The sequence below is a fragment of the Micromonospora zhanjiangensis genome (assembly GCF_042650605.1).
Lineage (GTDB): Bacteria > Actinomycetota > Actinomycetes > Mycobacteriales > Micromonosporaceae > Micromonospora_J > Micromonospora_J zhanjiangensis.
The window spans coordinates 65,464-86,806 of the sequence record NZ_JBHSBN010000024.1 but is presented as its reverse complement, the minus strand read 5'-3'; the positions used below and the strand labels follow the sequence as shown (position 1 = coordinate 86,806).

Below are 21,343 nucleotides of genomic sequence, written 5' to 3'. Positions count from 1 at the left end.
GACCGCACACCCCGCCTGGCTGCCGCCGGCGGCGTTCCGGCCCCTCGGCTCGCGCCGGGTGCTCGTGCACGGTGACGGTCTGCTGGTCGACACGGTCCTGGACGAGGTGGTACGGGCCTGCCTCGAACACGGCGGACGGGTGTGGCGCTCCCCCACCTGGGACGTCGAGGTCGACCTGGTGCTCGCGTTGCGCGACGCCGGCCCGCTGGCGAACGCGACGGCGGAGGCGACCCGACTCGGGGTGACGCCCGCGGCGGACGGCGCGGCGCACGGGCGGCTCGCCGACGAGGAGTTCCTGCTGACCCGCACGGACGGGGTGACCGTGGTGCTGGCCGACACCCCGGCGGGCCTGCTGTACGGGCTGTTCCACACCGTCCGGCTCGGGGCGGCGGCCTTCGACGACGACCGGGCGCCCGAGCGGCACCGGCCGGCGCTGCACCTGCGGGCCCTCGACCACTGGGACAACGTCGAGGTGCACCCGGTGTCGGGGCAGGTGGAACGGGGCTACGCGGGCGGCTCGATCTTCTGGCGGGACGGCGCGGCGCGGGACCTGACCCGGGTGCGGGAGTACCGGCGATTGCTGGCCGCGGTCGGGATCAACGCGGTCACGGTGAACAACGTCAACGTGCACGGCGAGGCGGCCCGGCTGCTGACCGACCGGCTCGACGACGTGGTGGCGATCGCCGAGGTGCTGCGCCCGTACGGCATCCGGGTGCACCTGGCGGTCAGCTTCGCCGCGCCGGTGGTGCTCGGCGGGCTGCCCACGGCCGATCCGTTGGACGAGCGGGTCCGCGCGTGGTGGGCCGACGCCACCCACCGGGTGTACCGGCGCATCCCCGACTTCGGCGGTTTCCTGGTGAAGGCCGACTCCGAGGGGCAACCCGGCCCGTTCACCTACGGCCGGGACCACGCCGACGGGGCGAACCTGCTCGCCGAGGCACTCGCCCCGCACGGCGGCGTGGTGCGCTGGCGCACGTTCGTCTACAACCATCACCAGGACTGGCGGGACCGGTCGACCGACCGGGCCCGGGCCGCGTACGACCACTTCGTCCCGCTGGACGGGCGGTTCCGTACCAACGTGATCCTGCAGGTCAAGTTCGGGCCGGTCGACTTCCAGGTCCGCGAGCCGGTCTCGCCGCTGATCGCGGCCATGCCGGCCACCCGGCTGGCGGTGGAGATCCAGGCGACCCAGGAGTACACCGGTCAGCAGCGACACGCCTGCTACCTCGCGCCGTGCTGGAGCGAGGTGCTGCGGTTCGAGCCGTGGGGTCCGGACGACCGGACCGTCGCCGACGTGGTGGCCGGCAAGCCGGCGAGCCGTCGGACCGAGGAGCGGCGCACCGTACCGGGTGGCCGGCTGGTCCGGCCGGAGGGCGGTTTCCTCGGCCCGGCGTTCGCTCCCGACGGCGGCCTGCTCGGGCCCGCCGGTGGGGCCGGCCCGGGTGGCGGCGTCGCGGGACCGGGGAACCGTCCGGGTGGCGGTCCCGGCGGTTCCGCCGGCCACCGGGCCGGGCACGGTGGCGGCCTGGTCGCGGTCGCCAACGTGGGTGACGACCCGTTCTGGACCGGACATCCACTGGCGCAGGCCAACCTGTACGCCGTCGGCCGGCTCGCCTGGGACCCGCGACTGACGGCCGACGCACTGCTCGACGAGTGGATCGACCTGACCTTCCCACCGTCGACCGTGGACGACCCGGAGCTCGTCCGACGGACGGTGCACGCCGTGCTGGACGACTCCTGGCGCACCTACGAGCGGTACACGGCGCCCCTGGGCGTCGGCTTCATGGTGCGTCCCGGGCACCACTACGGCCCCGACGTGGACGGGTACGAGTACACCCCGTGGGGCACCTACCACTTCGCCGACCGGGACGGGGTGGGCGTGGACCGGACCCCGGCGACCGGGACCGGGTTCACCGGTCAGTACCCGCAGCCCTGGTCGGACGCGTACGAGTCGCTCGAACGCTGTCCCGACGAGCTGCTGCTCTTCTTCCACCACGTCCCGTACGGGCACGTGCTGCACAGCGGGTCCACCGTCGTGCAGCACATCTACGACACCCATTTCGCCGGGGTCGAGCAGGTGCGGCGGATGCGCGCACAATGGCGGGAACTCGCCGGGCGGATCGACCCGGCGTGGTACGAGCGGGTGCGCGAGCGGCTCGACGAGCAACTGCGCAGCGCCGTGGAGTGGCGGGACCAGGTGAACACGTACTTCTTCCGCAAGTCGGGGGTGCCGGACGCCCAGGGGCGGCGGATCTACTGAGCCGCCCGGCGGCGGTCGGCGGCGCGGCCCGCCCGCCGCGCCGCCGGGGTCGGCGGGTCGACCGGACCGCGCCGACCGGTCAGATCGGGTTCCAGCCGTCGGTGCCGGCCAGGTACTTCTGCGGGGTGTAGTTGGCGGCCTGCGCGTCGGTCAACTGCGGGCGGTTGCCGTTGACCGTGGCGCCGGCACCGGTGTTGCGGTACTCCCGGAACCGGGCGTTCTGCCAGGTCGCACCGCTCATGTCGGTCCACGGCTGGGCGGTCTTTATGGTGGCGCTGAGCGACGACTCCCGGTAGAGCACCTGGGCGTCCTGCCCCCACGGTCGACCCAGCTGGGTGGTGTTGTTGGTCGCCCCGGTGATCGTCGACTTGTAGATCAGCATCCCGTACGTCTTCGAGGCGGGTGTCCGGGCGGCGGTGATGGGGGCTCCGGTGGAGCGCTTCTCGTAGATGGAGCAGTTGTTGAACACGACGGTGCCGCCGCCGAAGATGAAGTCGACGGTGCCCTCGATGTAGGAGCCGACCACGTAGGCGCGGGTCTTGTCGTTGACCAGGAAGGTGTCCTGGTCACCGAGCAGACGGACGTTCCGCAGCACGGCGCGGTCGGCGTTGAGGTGCAGGGCGACGGCCTGCTGGTCGACGGTGGTTCCGTTCTCCTGGTAGTCGTTGGAGATGGTCAGGTTCTCGGCGGTGAAGTTGTTCCCGTACGCGAAGAAGGTCGCGCTGTTGAAGGTGCCGCCGGCGGTGCCCGCGGAGTTGTTGTAGACGATCACCGTGGCCGACGGTGCCGAGCCGAGACCCTTGATCGTGATGTTCGGCTTGTTCGCCGGTACGGTGACCAGGCCGCGGTAGGTGCCCTGCTTCACCGTGATGGTGACCGGCTGGGTGTTGTTGGCCGGCACCGCGTCGACGGCGGCCTGCACCGTGCGGTACGTGCCGGTGCCGTCGGCCGCCACCGTCAGCGTGGCGCTCACCGACGGGGTGGCCACCGGCGCGACGGCTCCCGCGGGGCCGGTCAGGGCCAGGCCCGTCAGCACGGTCGCGGCGGTGGTGAGGGCGGCGGCCGACAGGGCAGGTCGCCGACCTGGCAGATATTCCACTTCGACTCTCCTCGGGTCCTGACCACGTCGGCGGCGGGTCACGACCCGACCGTCGGGGGCACACAGATAAATTTGTTTCCATCTATTTAGGCACAGCTGGCCGCACCAGGAAAGCCCTTTCCTCTTGAGCAGGGCCGGATCACTGTGCGATTCTGATGCGTCGACGGGACGCCACACGCGATGCTCACCGCCGTCCAACTGGGCAACCGGGGTCTTCCCGGGGGACGGCGACGAACGAACCCAGCAGCGACCTGACCGTTCGGGCTGGGCGCAATCGCTCCGATCGTCGCCAACAAGGGAAACCCACCATGAGCAATCCGAGCACGTCCCGATCCGACGGCGCTGCCCCGAGACCGCGCCCGTTCCGGGCCCGTCGCGGCCGCTGGACGGCCCTCACCGCGAGCCTGCTGCTCGCCACCGCCGGCCTGGCCGGAACGCATCCCACCAGCGCCAGCGCGGTGGACGACCCGGTGGCCGTGACCGTCAACGCGCGGGCGGGCCTGGCCACCGTGCCCGGCACCGCGCTGGGGGTCAACCACGCCATCTGGGACACCAACCTGGGCACCACCGAGACGTCGGACCTGCTGCGCGCGGCCGGCGTAAAGATGCTGCGCTACCCGGGCGGGTCCTACGCCGACATCTACCATTGGAAGACGCACACCGCGCCCGGCGGGTACGTCGCCCCGAACACCGACTTCGACACCTTCATGGCCGCGACCAAGCGGGTCGGCGCCCAGCCGATGATCATCGCGAACTACGGGACCGGCACGCCGGCCGAGGCCGCCGACTGGGTCCGGTACGCCAACGTGACCAAGAAGTACGGCGCGACGTACTGGACGGTCGGCAACGAGAACTACGGCAACGGCATCTACGGCTCCGACTGGGAGGCCGACGACCACCCCGACAAGAGCGCCACCCAGTACGCCAACCTGGTCGTCGAGTACGCCGACGCGATGAAGGCGGTCGACCCGACGATCAAGGTCGGCGCGGTGCTGACCATGCCGGGCAACTGGCCGGACGGGATCAAGGCCGACGCCGACCCGGGACCGTGGAACCGCACCGTGCTCGGCATCGCCGGGCCGAAGATCGACTTCGTGGACGTGCACTGGTACCCGGGTGGCAACGCCGCCGAGTCGCTGTCCCGCACCGCGCACCTCACCGACGCGGTCTACCTGCTGCGTCAGGCACTCACCAGGTACGCCGGGTCGAACGCCAGCCGGATCGGCATCAGCTTCACCGAGCTGAACGTCGGGCAGGGCCAGGACACCCAGCCCGGCGCGTTGTTCCTGGCCGACGCGTACAGCGGGCTGCTGGAAAACGGCGTGTTCACGGTGCAGTGGTGGAACGCGCACAACGGCATCGGCGACGTCACGACGGTGGCCGGGCAGACCGACTACGGCGACTTCGGGATGCTCTCCAGCGGCACCTGCACCGCCGACGGGTCGGTCTGCGAGCCACCGCTGAACACCCCCTTCGCGCCGTACCACGGGCTGTCCATGATGAACCTGTTCGCCCGGGCCGGTGACCAGTTCGTCCGCGCCGGCACCGACAACCCGCTGGTCGCGGCGCACGCGGTACGCCGGGACAACGGGGACCTCGCGGTGCTGCTGCTGAACCGGGACCCGGACAACGCGCACCCGGTCACCATCGACTACGCCGGGTACGCACCGGCCGCGACCGCGCCGACGGTCTACACGTACACCAACGGGGCGACGTCGATCGCTCAGGACCAGTCGGGCAGCGCGACCAGCCGGACCCTGCCGGCGTACTCGCTGACGACGCTGGTGCTGCACCCGGCGGCACCGACGACCGGGGCGCCCGCGGCGCCCGGCCAACCGATCGCCACGAACGTCACCGACCGGACCGCGACCATCTACTGGCCCGTGCCGCCGCCCGTCGGTGGCCTGCCGGCGAAGATCGAGGTGTACCGGCAGAACGGCACGACCAGCGAGCAGCTCGGCGAGACCACCGGTGGCTCGTTCACCGTCCACAACCTCACCCCGGGCACCCGGTACACGATCAACCTGGTGGCCCGGGACAACGCCGGCCGGGCCTCCCGGCCGTCGCCGCCGGTCACCTTCACCACCGGCAGCCCGGCCGAGAGCAGCTGCGCGGTGCGCTTCACCGACGTCAACGACTGGGGCAACGGCTACGTCGGCGGCGTCGACATCGTCAACAACGGAACCGCGCCGATCAACGGCTGGACGCTGACCTGGACCTGGCCGACGTCCTGGCAGCAGGTGAGCAGCGGCTGGAACGCCACCTGGACGCAGACCGGCCGCACGGTGAAGATCACCAACACCGACGGCAGCCCACCCGTCCCCGCCGGCGGGGGCAGCACCAACATCGGCTTCGTCGGGGCGTACAGCGGGCCGAACGTGCTGCCCGGCGTGTTCACCCTGAACGGCGTCGTCTGCACCACCCTGTGAACGCCCGACCGCCGGGCCGCCGCGCGTGCGGTGGCCCGGCGGTCGGCGCCGTACCTGGCCCGCGCCACCGCCCAGCGGTACCTGGCACCGGGTCACGGCACGATCGCGTACGCCCGGACCGGGAACGTGCCGAAGTCGCGCACCCGGGGCGGCGCGGCGTGCAGCCGGGCACCGGTGACCGGCAGGTCGGCCAGCCCGGTGAGATGTTCCAGCACCGGGACGCCGGCGGCCAGCAGGATCGAGTGCGCCGGCCGGACGCCGCCGGCGTGCGCGTCGTCGATGTTGACGCTGTCGATGCCCACCAGGACCGCGCCGGCGTCGACCAGCATCCTGGCACCCGCCTCGGTGAGGAACGGTGCCGGGTCGCCGTACGCCTCGGTGCCCCAGTGCCGGTCCCAGCCGGTGTGCAGCAGCACCGCCGCACCGGCGACGTCGAGCGCCGCCAGCGCCGACGGTCCGATGTCGCGCCGGCCGCTGTCGGCGAGCCGGACCACCACGGCGGGCAGGTCCGCCACCGCCGCCAACGGCAGCCCCGCGAGATCCACCCCGTCGGCGTACCGGTGGTACGGGCTGTCCAGGTAGGTGCCGGTGTTGCCGACCATGCTGATCCGGTCGATCGCGAACTCGACGCCCGGCGCGTAGTGCGCCCGGGACTGCTCCCGGGTCAGGTGCGGGGTGATCTCCGGCCCGGGCAGGCCCGGGTACGTCGTCATGCCGGCGGTGACGACGTGGTTGAGTTCCACCAGGCGGCCGGCCGCCGGCCGGCGATCCACCGCCGACACGCCACGCGAGCCCTTGTGCGGTTCGGCCACCACCTCCCGCCTGGTGAACCTCACCCGCTCGACCATCAACAGGCCGAGGTGGCTGACGAGCAGGTCGGCCAGCTCGTCGTCGGTCACCCCGGGCCCGGGCAGGTCCAGCCGGAATCCCTGGACCTGCAGGCCACCGTCATTGAGAAAGGACACCTCGGCGTCGAACACCGCACGGTACTCGGTCATGCGGCCATACTCCGGCACGACCAAACCCGACGACAAACTCCGGCCGGCCGCCGGGCGCCGGGCCGTCCGTGGTGTTACCGCGGCCAGCGGTCGCCGGCCGGTAGGGTCGGTGGCACGACTTGCCGGAGCCCGAGGTGACGACGATGCGCGTGGTCGAGGTCGACTGTCCGAGCCCGCTCGCGGGCACCGCCTACGCGGACGTCCTCGCACCGTCGTTCCCACCCGACGAGTTGGTCGCCGAGCCGGTCCTGCGGGCCGGGTTGGTGACCGGTCGGTACGTCCTCGCGGTCGCCGTGGACGGTACCCGCCCGGCGGCGGCGGCCGTCGTCGAGCGTTTCCCCACGGCCGGGGCGCTGCTGCTGTTGTTCCTCGCGACCCGTCCGGGTACGCGTGGCGGCGGCCTCGGCAGCAGGCTGCTGGAGTGGGCGCGCGACGACCTGTTCCGCCGCGAGGCGGCCGCGGTGCTGCTCGCCGAGATCGAGCACCCGGCGGCGCACCCGGGCAGCCCGGAACACGGTGATCCGGCCGCCCGCCTGCGCTTCTACGCCCGGCACGGCGCCCGCGCCGTCGACCTGCCCTATTTCCAGCCCGCCCTCGATGCCCGCGGCAACCGGGTGTACGGGCTGATCCTCGCCCTCCTGGCGAGCCGGGACGGTCCGGCCGACTCGGTCGCGTCGCCACCGCTGCGGCGGTTCGTCCTGGCGAACGTCGAGCAGGGTGAGGGGCGGATCGGCACGGATCTGGACCTGCTCGCGCTGCGACGACGGTTGGAGAGCACGGACCGACTACCGTTGCTGCCGTTGGACGACCCGGCCCGGTTGCCGCTGTCCGCCCGCACGCCGGCCTGACCGGGTGGCACCGGCCCGGCCCGGCGGCGGGTGGGCGGATCAATCCGGTGGGCGGCGGCGGAGGACGCGGCGTGGCCGGTGACCCTGCTGGCGGGACTTGCTGACGTACCAGACCAGCACCCCGACCACCAGCATGATCACGACTATCACCAGGACGGTGGTCAGCGCGGCGGTGGCGCGCAGGTCGTATCCGGCCTGGAGGATCTGGCCCAGGCCGGAGATCCCGACGGCGGCGATGACGGCCAGCATGGTGTCGAGCCAGACCCGCTGCCGCCGCTCGCGTACCTGTTCGGCCTGCGCCTCACGCTCGCGGCGCCGCCGCACGAGCAGTTCCAGCCGCTGTTCGAGCCGGTCGTCCAGCACCGCGTCGATGTTGCGGGTCAGTTCCGCCTCCCGCTGGCCGAAGCCGGAGGCGGCGAGCGTCGCGGACAGGGCCCGCGCGACGAGCGGGGACGCCACCAGGGCCGGTGACCGGATCAGGTCCAGCGTGGCCCGGGCGTCGGCGGCGAACGTGTGCAGCCCCACCCGCTGCCGCTCCAACTGTTCGGCCTGGTGCGCGAGTTGGTCGATGTCCTGTCCGTCCGGCGACTCGTCGGTCTGCCGGGTCACCGCGGCCAGAAAGATCGCCAGCTGGTCGAACCAGCCGGCGAACAGCCCGTCCAGGGACGCGACGAACTCACCGGCCTGCAGCCGGTTGGTGATCGCGTACGCCGGCGAGCCGAGCGCGGCGATGAAGGTGGTGTTACAGGTGCGGGCCACGATCTCGTCGGTCCGACCGCCCACGTCGAGCACCACCTCGTCACTGGCCCGGTAGTGCAGCCACTCGGCCGGTGCGCCGACGAGATGCGGCACCGGCAGCAGCGGCACCTGGCCACCGGTGACCTCGCGCAGCCGCGCGATCGACTCGATCGGCTGCCGGTCGGCCCGGGGTGTCCGAGGGCTCCGGCCGGCCGACGCCTGCAGAACGGTGATCATGACATGGAACATGCCCGGCCGGACGCTGACCGCCGCCGGTGGTCCGAGCCGTTCGCCGACGCTCTCCACGATGTCCACCGCGAACGCGGACAACCGCGGCCACACCCGCGCCCCGCCGGCGCAGCGCACCCGGACCTCGGCGTGTTCGGGCGCGGAGAGCAGGACGGCGGTGTAGAGGTCGTGCACCGTGTGGTCGTGCAGGTCCATGGTCAGGTGGAGGGAATGGTTCCCGAGTTGGGAGAAGCGCACCTCCGCGGTCATCGCGGCGAGCGGCCGGCCGTCCAGATCCTGCACCGTGACCTCGGGCAACGCGACGACCGCGCCGTCGTAGCGCCGGCCGAGCGCGTCGGAACCGTTCCAGACGTCGTCCAGGTCCATGCTCTCGCGCACGGCGAGCGGCCGGACCCCGGCCAGTTCCCACCCCGACCCGGTACGCCGCACGGCGTCCAGCACCCGGTCCGGGGGCAGCTCACGCACCGCGAACGGGTACATGTGCCCCACGGTGCCGTCGTCCACGTGCAGCCAGGACCCGTCGCGCTCGTCGACGAGCCGTTGCACCGTCCTGCGGTAGGCGCGCAACTCGCTGCGTTGGTTCCGGTCGCATCCGTCGCCGCGCTCGGCCGCCCGCAGGTCCGGGAGGGCGTCCGCCAGCAGGTTCGGGCCGTCCGCCCGACCGGCGAAGAAGGCCGACAACGCCGTACCGGCGCGGGCCAGGGTGCGGTCGTACCGCTGGGACGCGGCGCCCTCGGCGGCGACGAACGCGGCGATCGCGGCGCCGACCCGGGGAACGGCCGCCGCGGCGTCGATCGCGGCCGCCGCGCCCGCGGCCGCCCGCCGGGCCACGTCCGCGAGCCGTTCCAGGTTGTTGCCGAGCATCTCGTTCTCGACGGCTATCTCCGCGGCGAGGACGTCGAGCAGCAGGACGGCGGCGTCGGCCGCGGCCAGGTCGGCGGGGTCCTGGACCCCGGGGCGATGCGTCGACCAGGACCGTCGCGCGCCCGCCAGGGTCGCCCACATCCGGTCGAAGTGGTAGCTGCACTTCCACGCGTTGACGCACAGCTGGCGGACGTAGCAGCACAGCACCGCGGCGCCGAACGGTACCGGCGCCGCCTGCCGGAAGGCGCGGTCCAGCACCACGTCGACCCGGGCGTCGAAGTCCGCCGGTAGCCGACGGTGCCGCGGTCCCGGGTCGGGTGTCGGGCCGCCGTTCCAGTTCGGCAGATCGGGTACGGCGGCCACGTCGACGCCGGCCGAGGTGAGCCAGCGGCGCAGGTGATCCGCGTCGGCGAGGTCGGGCAGGCCGCAACCGGCGGCTCCGGGAACGGCCGGGCGCCGTGCGTCGGGAATCAGCATGTCCACCCGAGATCGATGAGTGACAAGACAATCGCTCCCGAACGCTAGGGGCCGGGGCGGAAACGAACCAGCCACCGTCGGGATTCCGACAGCGACCCGACCGGTCCTTCGGTCGCCGGCCCGACCCGCCCCTCATGCGGCACCGCCGCCGGGGTCGCCGCGCGGGGTCCGGGCCGCGCCGGACGCGGTCAGCCGGCCGGCAGCGGCGGGTAGGCGTTCGCCATGAGCTGGGCGAACTGGGCGGGGAACCAGGCGCCCACCGGCGGGGCGTCGTGCAACGCCCCGGTGGGCGGCCACCCGGAGTCCGTCGGCGGCCGGTAGTCCGGATCGCACTTCGGGTCGAAGCCGGCGACCGGGTCGGTGGACCCCGGGTCGGCGGCACCGTCGGAGGTCCCCGGCGGCTTCATCCAGACGTACGCGTCGACGCCCGGTTGCGGCGCGACGGCCGGACGCTCGCCGAGACCGGCACCGGCCTGGTTGCACCAGTTGGCCGACGCGATCCGCCGGTCGACCCGGGACCGGTCGACGAACGTGTTGACGTCGGACGAGGTGCTCGGGGCGACCGGCCGGTCCGGGCCGCCCCACCCGTTGCGGGAGGTGTCGACCAGAACCCCGACACGGTCCGGGAACCCGGCGGCGACCAGTTCCCGCCGCAGTTGCCGGCCGTACGACAGCTCGTCCACGAAGCGGTTCCAGTCCACCCACCGCGAGTACGTCACGGGCGACCCGTTCACCACCGTGTCGGCCGTGAAGTAGGGCTCGGTGAGCGCGCCGTACCCGGCCGTGTTGACGATGACGCCGTCGACGCCGTCCGGTCCGGCGCGGGTGCCGGCGACGATGGTCGCGAACAGGCCGACCGCCGCCGCCCGGTCGGAATCCCAGCCCAGCTGCGCGTGATGCCCCGCGCCCAGGTACCGGTAGATGTTCGGGTACGGACCGAGCTGGTCCAGCACGTACCGGATGCCGGTGAGGTAGTCGCCGCCGCGGTCCACCTGCTCGCACAACGACGAACCGGTGCGGAAGGCCAGCAGTTCGGGCACGGCGCCGGGCTCGATGACGTTGACGATGCGCAGCCGGCGGTACTTCGGGTCTCGCTCGATGGCCACGATCGGGTCGACGAACTCCCGCCGGTAGCGGTCCACCTCGCCGACCGCGAACTCACCGCCGGGCCGCAAGCGGGAGCAGTCGCGGGCCGGCAGGTCGTTCAGGACGACCTGGACGTAGCCGGCGCGCTGTGCCAGCGCGGCGTCCAGGTGGGCCCGCAGGCCCGGCTCGCCCGGTCGGCCCGCGATCCGGCTCACCCGGTCCAGCCAGATGCCGGTCGGCGCGTTCGCCACCCGATCGCCGCCCGGGACGCCGCGTACCCGGGCCCGCCACTGCGGATCGACGTAGCCCGGCACACCCGCGTACGGGTTGTCCACGTGTGGTTGCCGGGAGTCGGCCCGGGCCGGTCGGGCGCCGGCGAGCGCCGCGCTCGCCAGTACCGCGACCACACCGCCCGCGATCAGCCGACGCCGGACTCCAGCCACGCCCACCATGGCCCACTCCCCCGGGGTGATCGGTCAATACCCATACATTGACTCTTATCACTTCGATAAATGCAAGGGAAGTGCGCCGTCCACGGTTGGCCGAACCGACGCCGGACGGACCGGGATCAGACGCGTCGGCGGATCCAGCCGATGATCGCGGTGGCGACGAACAGGATCGCGCCGATCACGAAGAGCCAGAACAGGCCCTTCACCGTCAGCCCGACCACCACCAGCACCAACCACGCCACCAGTAACAGAACGATCAGTGCGATCATGGGCGCCGCGTACCCGGCCTCGGGCGGTCCAAACCCGACGACGGCCCGGCCCGGCCGCCCGCGGACCGCCCGGCCGGGCGAGGGGTGGGCGGCGGGCCCGTACGCTGGGGGGATGATCTACAAGATCGTGAGCCGGGCGGAGTGGTCGGCGGCCGTGACCGCGGGCCGGTACGACGGGTCGGCCGACGACCGACGGGACGGTTTCGTCCACCTGTCGTCGGCGGAGCAGCTCCCCGGCACGGCCGAACGGCACTTCGCCGGCCAGTCGGACCTGCTGGTCCTCGCGGTGGACCCGGACCGGCTCGGCGACGCGCTGCGCTGGGAACCGTCCCGTGGCGGCGCGCTGTTCCCGCACGTACACGGTCCGCTGCCACTGGCGGCGGTGGTCGACGCGGCGGACCTGCCGGCGGACGTCCCGACCGCGGCGGCGGTCGCCGCCGCCCTCACCGCCCTGGCCTGATCGCCGGCCCGCCGACCGGTCCCGGTCAGGCCGCCGGGAAGCGGTGGTCGTCACCCCGGACGTGCCCGCGCTCGATCGCGATGCGGGTGAGTTCCGCCTTGTTGCCGGCCTTGAGCTTCGCCCGGATCCGTTTCGCGTACGTGTTCACCGTCGCCTCGGTCAGGCCCATCCGCCCGGCGATCTGACCGTGGGTCAGACCCCGGGCGATCCAGTGCAGCGTCTCGGCCTCCCGGGGCGCCAGGCCGGCCGGGTCGGCGTTGAGGCCGGGCAGCAACTCCGCGTGGAACCGGTCGGCCAGCTCGGGGCAGACGTAGAAGCCGCCGCGCGCGACGGTGACCAGGGCCGAGACGATGACCTGCCCGTCGGAATGGCCGGCCACGTAGCCGCGCGCACCGGCCCGCAGCAGGGCGCCGAAGGTGAGCGGCCGTTCCCAGGACGACGTGACGACCACCGGGCAGCGGGCCGCCAGCAGCTCGATCGCCGCGAGCGCGGGGCCACCGGAGCGCAGCGGCACGTCGACGATCGCCACGTCGAACGGCGCCACCCCGACGAGTTCCTCGATGGAACGTACCGACGCGGCGACCGAGAGCTCGTCACTGTCGGCGACGAACTTCTCCAGGCCGGCCCGCCGCACAGGGTGATCATCGGCGATGGCGCAGGTGGGCATCTGTTCCTCCGGATGGACGTTCGTACCGCGGTCGCGGGTCGGTGTCCTGATGACGGAGCTGCCCCGCCGTCGGTTCACCTCCCGGAAACGATTCCGTCCGCGATTCAGTCGTCGAGGTCGTCGTCGACGGCGCGCCGCCGCGACCGCAGCACCAGCACGATCAACGCGGCGACCAGGATGAGCACCACGGCGGCGATCGTCGCCGTCCGTATCCATCCGCCGCCGCCGGCGGGCGCGTCGGCGCTGCGTTGCTCGCCGGCGACCATGGTGACCACGGCCGACGTCGGATTGATCATGCCCCAGCCGTACCGCTTGTCCGGCGCGGCCGGGCCCATCCGGTCGGCGGTCTTCTCGATCCGGGACCGTACCTGGGCCGCCGTCAGGTCCGGGTTGGCCGCCCGGACCAGCGCCGCCTGGCCGGCCACGAAGGCGACCGCGTACTGGGAACCGCTGTTCATCACGGGGCTGCCCTTGTCGAGACCGATGCTGGCCACGTTGAGGCCGGGTGCGACCACGTCCACCGTGGACTCCAGGTAGGCCGCCGCGAACTGCCCGTCCGGGCCGACCCCACCGACCCGGACGAGTGCGCCGGCAGAGCCCCCGGTCGGGGACGGCATGGACACCGGTTCCGTGGGCGCGGCGACCACCAGGACCACGTCGTGGCTGAGCGCGTTCGTCATCGCCTCCACCACCGCCGGATCCCGCAGGCTGACGAACGACCCCACGGCCACCACCGAGGCGCCGGCCGACACGGCCACCTCGATCGCCGTCGCCTGCGCCGCCGACCTCGCCTCGGTCCCGGAGGTGACCACCCGGATCGGCAGGATGGTGGCGTCCGGCGCCATCCCCGACGGGCCGCTGCCCGACCCGCCGGTGCCGGCGATGATGCCGGCCATCGCCGTACCGCTGCCGATGCAGTCCGTGTCGCCGCGACCGCTGCCGGTCGTGATGTCCGCGCCCACCGCCACCCGGCCGCTGAGCTGCGGCACCCGCGCGTCGACGCCCGAGTCGACGACCGCGACCATCACGCCGTTGCCCCGCGTCTTCTCCCACGCCTGATCCGGCGCCATCCGCTCCTGCGCCCAGCCGGACTGCTTGCTCGACGCGGTCGCGCCGGCGCAGCCGACCGGCGCCTTCCCGCCGCTCGGGGGCCCGCCGGAGGCACTCGCGGACGGGCCGGGCGAGGATGAATTCGGACCGCCGGTGACGGTCGGCGGTCGGGGGACGGTGACGCCCGGCAACTGGCCAATCTGCACGCCCTCGCCGGCCGCGTCCCACGGCAGCACCAGCAACCAGCCCGGGTGCAACACGGCCGGGTCGGTGAGCCCCGCCCGGTCCGCCTGGATCCGGCCCGAGTTCAGGTTGTAGATCTCCGCCGACCGCTCGCCGCTGCCCAACAGCCGTACGGCGATTTCGGTGAGATTCTCCGGCGCCCCCTGGTACGAGGCGGCCACCGTGTAGTACTTCACGTAGCCCGCCGACTGCCCGGCGGGAGCCGCGGCCGACATCCCACCCGCCGTCAGTGGAACGACACAACAGACAGTGATCAGCCCCACGAACAACCGCCCGAGGGTACGACGCGTCACCGGCACCAGCAGTCTCCTCCAACTCACCACGGATCCGGGCGCCGTCCGTCGGACCGGGCCGGACATCGACCCACCCGCGGACGCCCCGCCCGTTCCGTTTCCTCGAACCCGGCCCACACCACCGGAAGCTCTCACCGCGGCTCGTCTCCGCCGGCACCCGCCCGGATGCACCAGCGCCCGGGCGGTACGTCCCCGACGATCACCGGAACGGCGTGTCCTCCGGTCACGCCGACCAGGTGTCGAGCCGCGGCACCCGGTAGGCCGGCGCTGAAGACCACGTGCGGCTCCGGCTGCGCGTCGCCGGCGGCGGGCAGGTCCGGGAACCGCTCGAGCGCCCGGCTGCCCGGCACCGGGTCATCGCCGAAGACGCCGGCGACGGCGGCCACGCCCCGGCCGGACGACCGTAGTTGACGGGCCAGCCGGAGAGCCTGGCTCCGGCGGTCCCCGTCCGGGCCGACGATCGTGACGACGTCGGGCGTGCGGGCCAGGTCGACGAACAACCGCCAGCCGCCCCGCCGACCCAGCACCAGGGGCAGGGTGGCCGGTGGTGGCGCCTCGCCCTCGGCCAGCCAGCCGAACGCCGCGCCGCGACCGGCCGCGACACCGACCAGCCGGACGTCGACCGGGCCCGCCTCGGTCGACAACGCCACCCGCAACACCGCCGCGTGCGGGTCGTCGGGCAGCGCGGGGGGCGACTCGGCCGGCGGGATCGGTCCCGCGGTCCCGGGGACGGCCGCATCCACCCGGTCCACCGGCCGGTCCGCCGGACCGGGCTGACCCGGCAGGTCGGGCTGGTCCCGTCGATCGGGCTGATCGGGCTGACCCGGTCGACCGGGCTGGTCCGGCCGGTCCGGGGCGTTCGTCGTTCCCGAGCGGTTCGGCGGCGGCGCCGCGGCGGCCGTCGCCGGGTCGTCGGATCGTTCGTCAGGTGGGGAGTCGGCACCGGGTCGGGAGTCGGCCCCGGGTCGAGCCCGGTCGCCGGGTTCGTCGGCGGCCCGCGTCGGCGGGTGCGGCCGGGCCGGCGCCCGCGGTCCGGGCCGGGTGTCGGCTGGCCCCGGCGCCACCCGGGCGGCCGCGGGAGCCGGGACCCGTCGGCCGCTGCGCGCGATGCGGACCGCCAGGATCAGCAGCAGTGCGGCGAGCGTGAAACCACCGATCCGCAGCAGGCCGCCGTCGAGTTCGGTCCGCGACAGCCTGGCGCCGAGCCAGCTCCCGCCGCCCTGACCACCGTCCGTGTCCGCGGCCGGTGACCCGACGACCGGCGCGCCGGTGGTCGGCGGCGGCGCGACCGCGGTCGGCGTACCGGCGCGGACGCCGGGACCCTCGGCGTCCGGCGGCAGCAGCAGGACCCAACCGGGCCGGATGTCCATCGAGTCGGTGAGGAGCGCGCCGTCGGGCTGCCGCCGGTCCCGGTTGAGCGCCACGATCTCCTTGTAGCGGTTGCCGTTGCCCAACGTCTTGCGGGCGATGTCGTAGAGGTACTCGCGCTGACCGTTGACCGGCTGACCCACGACGTAGTACTTGCCGGTCGGCTCGGCGACGGCGCCGGCCGGTCCGGAACCGACCAGCGCACCGGTGAGAAGCCCGCCCACCAGCAGGGCGATGATCAGGGCCGTGGCCCGGGGGCGCCGGACCGGTGCGCGCCGGGCGGTCGGCGCGGGCGCCACGACCTGCCGCCGGAGCTGGTCCGTCATGGCCACCTCCGAAGTGTACGGTCGCTGGTACGCCGGTCCGCGTAGCCTCCATAACGGACCACGCCGCCCGCGGTTCACCGCGACGTCGATCATTCGATCGCCGTGGTGACGGGACCCGACCGCCTCGACCGCGCGTTAGCATGCCGGGTGACCGACCCGGAGGATCCCGTTGACCATACCGCCGGACCGTGGCCGCGCCCTGCCACTGGTCGTCCATCTGCTCGGGGTGCTGCTGGTCCTGACGCCCGGGGTCGCCGTCGCGGCCGGGTCACCCGGTTCGCCCGGCTCGGCGGCGGAGTTCATCAAGTACTACGTCGTCCCGGCGTCCGCCGACGACCGGCCGCAGCGGTTGCGCGACGTCGCGGCCCGCTACCTCGGCGACGGTGACCGCTACCGGGAACTGCTCGCCCTCAACTCGGCCCGCCGGCAGTCCGACGGTGGCCGGTTGACGGATCCGGACGTGCTGCGCCCCGGCTGGCTGCTCGTCCTGCCCTGGGACGCGGCCGGCGACGGCATCTCCTACGGCGAACTGCCGGTGAACCGACCCGCCGCGGCCCCGTCCGCGCCCGTACCCACCGAGCCGGTCGACCCGGAATGCGCCGTACCGGCGTCCGGGCCGTCGAGCGGCGTGCCCTGGGCCCAGTTACGGTTGGCGCCCACCAACGCCTGGACCCACGGCCGGGGCGGCGGCATCACGGTCGCGGTGGTGGACACCGGCGTCGACGCCACCGCGCCGGCGCTGAGCGGCCGGGTGCTGGCCGGCGAGAACGCCGTTCCCGGTGCCGCCGCCGGCGCCGACGGCTGCCTCGGGCACGGTACGGCGGTCGCCGGCCTCATCGCCGCCCAGGAGCAACCGGGCAGCCGCTTCGTGGGCATGGCGCCCGAGGCGACCATCCTGCCGATCCGGGTGACCGCCGGAACCGACGGCACCACCCGCGCCCGCGAGGTGGCCGGCGGCATCCGGCTGGCGGTGTCCGGCGGCGCCCGGGTGATCGCCGTGACCGTACCGGTGGACCTGACGCAGGTCGACGCGTCCCTGGCGATCGACGCCGCCATCGCCCGGGACGTGGTGGTGGTCGTACCGGCCGCGACGCGCGGCCGGTCGGCCGCCGACCGACCGGGGCTGCTGCGGGTCGGCGCCGCCGGCACCGACGGCGGCCCGGCGGAGGACTACCCCGCCGGCAACGTCGACGTGCTGGCGCCCGGCGTCCGGGTGACCAGCATCGGCAGCGGTGACACCGGGACGGTGGAGGGCACCGGGGCCGAGTTCGCGGTGTCGTTCGTGGCCGGGTTGCTCGTGCTGGTGCGGTCGGCGTACCGGGACCGGTCCGCCGTCGCCGTGGCGTTGAACGTGCGCACCAGCGCCAGCCGGGGGGTGGTCGCGTCGCCCGACCCCCGGTCCGGCTGGGGCCTGATCGACCCGGCCGCCGCGATCGGCGCGGCGCCGGGTGGCGGCGACGACTCCGGTCGCGGTTCGGGTCCGGGAACGGCCGTCGTCGTGCTGCTCGTTCTCGCCCTGGTACTGGGCGTCCTGGCGGTCACCTTCCATCTACGCGCGTCGGGCGTGGGCCGCCGCTGACCCGGTGGCCCGGCCACCGACCGTCATCCTCGGTAACGCCCCTCCTGCCCGGTGGGGACATCGGCGTAGGGCCGATCCTCGACGTCGGATCCGCCGGGGCCGGGTGCGGCGAACTCCGTCGTCGGCCGCTCGTCGGCCGGTTCCGCCGTCCCCGGCCCGGGATAGCTGTCGGTCCAGTGCCGTCCCGCGCCCGCCAGTGCCGTCGCGGCCCGCAGGTCCGACCGGGACGGCGTGGGCACCCGCAACGGGCGCGCGACCGGTGGCGGCGGTCCGGCCGGCTCCGACGGCGGCATCGGACCAGCCGGAGGTGGGACCGCCGACCAGGGCTGCGACGTCGGCGCCGCCGCCGGGGCGGGCACGTCCGGCACCTCGTCGTCCGACCAGTCGTCCTCCGGTTCGGACCCGCGCCGCCGTACGTGGCGCAGTACGAGGAATCCGCCGAGGCCCAGCAGCGGCAGCAGGAGGACCAGTGCCCAGACCCTCCGGGAACCCCCGTCGGAGGACGCCGGTGCCGCCGCGGCGGGCGGTGGGTCGGCCGGGGTGACCTGGGCCGGAGTCGCCGGCGCGGGACTGCCGCTCGGCGACGCGACGGAGTTCGTCACCGAGGCGCCGGGGTTGACCATCCCCCAACCGAGCGCGGCGTCCGGTGCGGTGCTCGTACCCGAGCCCAACGGGTCCGCGGTCGACCGCACCCGCCGACCCACCTGATCCGCGCGCAACGCGGGCTCGGCGGCCCGGACCAGGGCCACCACGCCCGCCACGAAGGCCACGGCCACGTGCCGGCCGGTCACGGCCACCGGCCCGGTCTTTCCGGTGCCGAGGCTGACCACCTCCACGGCCGGGGCCACCACGTCGACGCCGTCCGACCGGTACTGCTCGGCCGGCCGGCCGTCGGCGCCCACCCCGCCCACGCGCAGCAGACCCTCGCCCTTGGGCGTCGCCGCGCCGGACCCGCCCGGCGTCGGGGCCGAGCCGGCGGTGGCCGCGCCGACGACCACCACCACGTCCCGGCCGAGCGCGTCGTCGATCGCCCGGGCGACCCCGCTGTCGGTCAGGTCGACGTACTGGCCGACCGCGATGACGGTGGCCTTGGCGGTGACCGCGGCGGTGATGGCGGCCGCCTGCTGCGCGGGAGTTGCGGTGGGTACGGCACCCACCACCCGTACCGGCAGCACCGAGGCGTCGGGCGCGGTCCCGGCCGGGGCGCCGGTCCCGGCCGGCTGGGCCACGACGACGGCCGCCATCGCCGTACCCGTGCCCAGGCAGTCCGTGTCGCCCCGGCCGCCGCCGGTGGTGGTGACGTCGGTGCCGGCCAGGACGTGGCCGGCGAGCTGCGGCACCGTCGCGTCCACCCCGGAATCGACCACCGCGACGAGTTGTCCCTTGCCCCGGCTCGTCGGCCACGCCTTCTCGACGCCGAGCCGAGGGCGGGCCCAGTCGGCCCGGGTGCCGGCCGCGATCGCGGTGGGACAGCGTACCGAGGGCGTCGGCGCCCCCGTCGGGCCCGCGGTCGGCGGGCCACCGGTGCGACCCGGCGGCGTTTCGTTCTTCGCCGGTGGGGGCGCCGGAGCGTCCGTCGGCAGGGCGCCGTACTGGATTCCGGGGCCGGCGGCGTCCCACGGCATCACCAGCAGCCACCCGGCGTGCAGCTTCGCCGGATCGGTGAGCGTCGCCCCGTCCGGTTGCCGGCGACCGGCGTTGAGGTCGTAGATGTCACCGGAGCGTTCGCCGCTGCCGAGGAACCGCACGGCGATCGCGGTCAGGTTCTCCGACGCGCCCTCGTACCTCGCCGTCACGCGGTAGTACTTGACGTAGCTCTCGGCGCCGGCCTCGGCGGGCGTGCCCGTCATCCCGACGGTCACGATCACCGTCAGGGCGAGCAGCGCGCGGCTGACCCAGTACATCGGTCTCCCCTCGTCGATTACCGGCACGGCGTCAGGACGGCTGAATCGGGGTCGCGGTTCACGGTCCGGCCGCATTCCCCCCGCAGCGGGGTGGCAGTTCCGGCACCCGGCAGGTACGCCGAGACGACCGGCGTGTCGTCCATCAGGGTGACCGTGAAGAACGCCACGTCGGCCGCGGGGATCGGAAGGTCGGCGGAGAGGTCCTGCGGCGCGGCGGAACCCGTCCAGTCGGTCACCAGCCGGGTCCCGCCGTCGGCGGTGACGGCGTACAGCTGGTAGCGCGTCGCGTCCCGCAGGCCGGTCACCGTGACCTGGACACCCGCCGAGCCGTCCGGCCGCCCGACGATCCGGATCGAGACCGCCGCACCGCTGCGGTTGTCCACGCCCGCGGCGACCGGCGCCGGCCCGCCGGGTCGGTCGGCCGGACCGGGCCCGGCCAGCGTCAGATAGCCGGCCAGGAGCACGGCCAGCACCGCCGCGAGGCCGGCGGCGCCGACCAGCGGACCCGGTCTCCTTCTCGTCGACCTCGGCGGGCTTTTCGTTGCCCTCGGCCGGACCCGGGCAGCGGGGGAAGGCGGCGGCAGGTTCCGGCGTCCGGTGCGGCCGGGACGCGCGTCGGGGCGGCGCACGCCGAACTCCTGGACGATCCGCAGTCGATCCACCGCCGACAGGCTGGCGAAGGCCGCGACCACACCGCTCAACGCGTCGGCCTCCGACCGACACTCCGGGCAGCGGGCGAGATGGCGTTCGACCGGCTCGCGGTCCTCGGCGTCGAGCACGCCGAGGACGTAGAGTCCCAACTCGGACGACCGGTGCGCGGCGGGACCGTCCACTCGGCAGCGCACCTCCTCAGGCCGTCCGGGTCAGACCCGGGGTGTGATCGGGGGATCGGGACGGCTCCGCTCACCCGAAGGCCGCCGGCCGGAACCGATGTGGCGGCCGGGAACCGTCCGTGCCGGCCCGGCCGCTGGACGGACAACGGGCGGGAAGCGGCTCCGGTTCACCGCGCGTTCACCGTACCGGGGGTCGGACTGCCATCAGTCGCGTACCGGCGCGCCCCGGGCGGCGGTGAAACCCCTCGCCTCCAGCGCCTCCCGCAACGCCTTCAACGCGTAGTACGTCCGCGACTTGACCGTGCCCGGCGGCACGTCCAGCAGGTCCGCCGCCTCGGCGGTGGAGCACTCCTGGAAGTAGACGGCCACCAGCACCGTCCGCAGCCGCTCCGGCATCGCCCGCAGGGCGGCCCGTACCTCCCGGGCGTCGAGCAGGCGGTCGATCGCGTCGTCCCGCCCGGCGTACGCGTCGATCCGCTCGTCGGGGTGCTCGGGCGGGCGGGACTGCACGGCGCGGACGTGGTCGATGGCGATCCGCCGGGCGACGGTGAACAGCCACGGCTTGCTCCACTGCCCGCCGTCCGAGCGGGCCTCGGGGTGGTTCCAGGCCCGGATCAACGTCTCCTGGACGATGTCCTCGGCGCGGTGCTGGTCGCCGTTGGTCAGCCGCAGCAGGTAGTACAGCAGGGCCGGAGCATACCGTTCGTGCAGGTGGCGCAGGGCCTGGTCCAGCTCCGCACGGTCACTCCCGGCGCGTACCGGGTGTTCCACAGCCAGCGTCATGGCCTTCTTACGAGGCGCCCGGTCACCTAGTTCGACGACAATCCCAGGAATTTTCTGGGGGGTGAACCGTC

The 21,343-nt window shown here is 74.0% G+C and carries 16 protein-coding genes; 5 read left to right on the top strand and 11 right to left on the bottom strand.

The features are described 5' to 3' along the window. The first annotated feature begins 19 nt into the window (after nt 1–19). On the top strand, nt 20–2,260 hold the full coding sequence (locus tag ACFOX0_RS26495) for an alpha-glucuronidase (protein ID WP_377550872.1): 2,241 nt from the start codon (nt 20–22) through the stop codon (nt 2,258–2,260). A gap of 79 nt (nt 2,261–2,339) precedes the next feature. Here the strand turns inward: ACFOX0_RS26495 and ACFOX0_RS26490 are convergent, their stop codons facing one another. After that, nucleotides 2,340–3,359 (bottom strand): pectinesterase family protein, encoded by a 1,020-nt coding sequence (locus ACFOX0_RS26490; protein ID WP_377550840.1) that lies wholly within the window; start codon nt 3,357–3,359, stop codon nt 2,340–2,342. A 308-nt stretch (nt 3,360–3,667) separates the two neighbouring features. On the opposite strand from ACFOX0_RS26490, the gene ACFOX0_RS26485 reads away from it, so the two are divergent. After that, entirely contained in the window at nt 3,668–5,788 is a 2,121-nt protein-coding gene (locus ACFOX0_RS26485) for a cellulose binding domain-containing protein (RefSeq protein WP_377550838.1), read from the top strand. A 92-nt stretch (nt 5,789–5,880) separates the two neighbouring features. Here ACFOX0_RS26485 and ACFOX0_RS26480 read toward each other — a convergent pair whose 3' ends face one another. Next, a complete protein-coding gene (locus ACFOX0_RS26480; RefSeq protein WP_377550836.1) occupies nt 5,881–6,786 on the bottom strand; it encodes a cyclase family protein in 906 nt (301 codons plus the stop codon). 143 nt (nt 6,787–6,929) lie between these two features. Between ACFOX0_RS26480 and ACFOX0_RS26475 the strand changes: the two genes are divergently transcribed. Then, nucleotides 6,930–7,634, top strand: coding sequence for a GNAT family N-acetyltransferase (locus ACFOX0_RS26475; RefSeq protein WP_377550870.1), 705 nt, complete (start codon nt 6,930–6,932; stop codon nt 7,632–7,634). 39 nt (nt 7,635–7,673) lie between these two features. Here ACFOX0_RS26475 and ACFOX0_RS26470 read toward each other — a convergent pair whose 3' ends face one another. The 3 genes from ACFOX0_RS26470 to ACFOX0_RS26460 all read right to left on the bottom strand — a co-directional run bounded on the left by ACFOX0_RS26470 (nt 7,674) and on the right by ACFOX0_RS26460 (nt 11,766). Further along, entirely contained in the window at nt 7,674–9,968 is a 2,295-nt protein-coding gene (locus ACFOX0_RS26470) for a hypothetical protein (protein ID WP_377550834.1), read from the bottom strand. A gap of 182 nt (nt 9,969–10,150) precedes the next feature. Continuing rightward, nucleotides 10,151–11,500 (bottom strand): glycoside hydrolase family 6 protein, encoded by a 1,350-nt coding sequence (locus tag ACFOX0_RS26465; protein WP_377550832.1) that lies wholly within the window; start codon nt 11,498–11,500, stop codon nt 10,151–10,153. 116 nt (nt 11,501–11,616) lie between these two features. Next, nucleotides 11,617–11,766 carry a hypothetical protein gene (locus ACFOX0_RS26460; protein WP_377550830.1) on the bottom strand — a complete coding sequence of 50 codons (150 nt, stop codon included), beginning with the start codon at nt 11,764–11,766 and terminating at the stop codon, nt 11,617–11,619. 112 nt (nt 11,767–11,878) lie between these two features. Between ACFOX0_RS26460 and ACFOX0_RS26455 the strand changes: the two genes are divergently transcribed. Then, nucleotides 11,879–12,226 carry a DUF952 domain-containing protein gene (locus tag ACFOX0_RS26455; RefSeq protein ID WP_377550828.1) on the top strand — a complete coding sequence of 116 codons (348 nt, stop codon included), beginning with the start codon at nt 11,879–11,881 and terminating at the stop codon, nt 12,224–12,226. Nucleotides 12,227–12,251: 25 nt separating this feature from the next. Here ACFOX0_RS26455 and ACFOX0_RS26450 read toward each other — a convergent pair whose 3' ends face one another. From ACFOX0_RS26450 to ACFOX0_RS26440, 3 genes are all read right to left on the bottom strand, one after another. Beyond that, nucleotides 12,252–12,893, bottom strand: a complete 642-nt coding sequence (locus ACFOX0_RS26450; protein WP_377550826.1) for a response regulator transcription factor — start codon at nt 12,891–12,893, stop codon at nt 12,252–12,254. A 104-nt stretch (nt 12,894–12,997) separates the two neighbouring features. After that, nucleotides 12,998–14,485: a S8 family serine peptidase gene (locus ACFOX0_RS26445; RefSeq protein ID WP_377550824.1), complete on the bottom strand. Its 1,488-nt coding sequence runs from the start codon at nt 14,483–14,485 to the stop codon at nt 12,998–13,000. A 125-nt stretch (nt 14,486–14,610) separates the two neighbouring features. After that, entirely contained in the window at nt 14,611–16,179 is a 1,569-nt protein-coding gene (locus ACFOX0_RS26440; protein WP_377550822.1) for a hypothetical protein, read from the bottom strand. A gap of 163 nt (nt 16,180–16,342) precedes the next feature. On the opposite strand from ACFOX0_RS26440, the gene ACFOX0_RS26435 reads away from it, so the two are divergent. Then, on the top strand, nt 16,343–17,752 hold the full coding sequence (locus ACFOX0_RS26435) for a S8 family serine peptidase (RefSeq protein WP_377550820.1): 1,410 nt from the start codon (nt 16,343–16,345) through the stop codon (nt 17,750–17,752). Between the two features lie 23 nt (nt 17,753–17,775). Here ACFOX0_RS26435 and ACFOX0_RS26430 read toward each other — a convergent pair whose 3' ends face one another. The 3 genes from ACFOX0_RS26430 to ACFOX0_RS26420 all read right to left on the bottom strand — a co-directional run bounded on the left by ACFOX0_RS26430 (nt 17,776) and on the right by ACFOX0_RS26420 (nt 21,272). Beyond that, nucleotides 17,776–19,656 carry a S8 family serine peptidase gene (locus tag ACFOX0_RS26430; RefSeq protein WP_377550818.1) on the bottom strand — a complete coding sequence of 627 codons (1,881 nt, stop codon included), beginning with the start codon at nt 19,654–19,656 and terminating at the stop codon, nt 17,776–17,778. Between the two features lie 17 nt (nt 19,657–19,673). Continuing rightward, nucleotides 19,674–20,489 carry a zf-HC2 domain-containing protein gene (locus ACFOX0_RS26425; RefSeq protein WP_377550816.1) on the bottom strand — a complete coding sequence of 272 codons (816 nt, stop codon included), beginning with the start codon at nt 20,487–20,489 and terminating at the stop codon, nt 19,674–19,676. 204 nt (nt 20,490–20,693) lie between these two features. Next, nucleotides 20,694–21,272, bottom strand: coding sequence for a sigma-70 family RNA polymerase sigma factor (locus ACFOX0_RS26420; RefSeq protein WP_377550814.1), 579 nt, complete (start codon nt 21,270–21,272; stop codon nt 20,694–20,696). Between the last annotated feature and the right edge of the window lie 71 nt (nt 21,273–21,343).

Bases quoted from the DNA above. Each gene is read 5' to 3' on its own strand.
- ACFOX0_RS26450 (WP_377550826.1), bottom strand. From the start codon at position 12,893: ATGCCCACCTGCGCCATCGCCGATGATCACCCTGTGCGGCGGGCCGGC.
- ACFOX0_RS26465 (WP_377550832.1), bottom strand. From the start codon at position 11,500: ATGGTGGGCGTGGCTGGAGTCCGGCGTCGGCTGATCGCGGGCGGTGTG.
- ACFOX0_RS26455 (WP_377550828.1), top strand. From the start codon at position 11,879: ATGATCTACAAGATCGTGAGCCGGGCGGAGTGGTCGGCGGCCGTGACC.
- ACFOX0_RS26420 (WP_377550814.1), bottom strand. From the start codon at position 21,272: ATGACGCTGGCTGTGGAACACCCGGTACGCGCCGGGAGTGACCGTGCG.
- ACFOX0_RS26485 (WP_377550838.1), top strand. From the start codon at position 3,668: ATGAGCAATCCGAGCACGTCCCGATCCGACGGCGCTGCCCCGAGACCG.
- ACFOX0_RS26430 (WP_377550818.1), bottom strand. From the start codon at position 19,656: ATGTACTGGGTCAGCCGCGCGCTGCTCGCCCTGACGGTGATCGTGACC.
- ACFOX0_RS26480 (WP_377550836.1), bottom strand. From the start codon at position 6,786: ATGACCGAGTACCGTGCGGTGTTCGACGCCGAGGTGTCCTTTCTCAAT.
- ACFOX0_RS26475 (WP_377550870.1), top strand. From the start codon at position 6,930: ATGCGCGTGGTCGAGGTCGACTGTCCGAGCCCGCTCGCGGGCACCGCC.
- ACFOX0_RS26460 (WP_377550830.1), bottom strand. From the start codon at position 11,766: ATGATCGCACTGATCGTTCTGTTACTGGTGGCGTGGTTGGTGCTGGTG.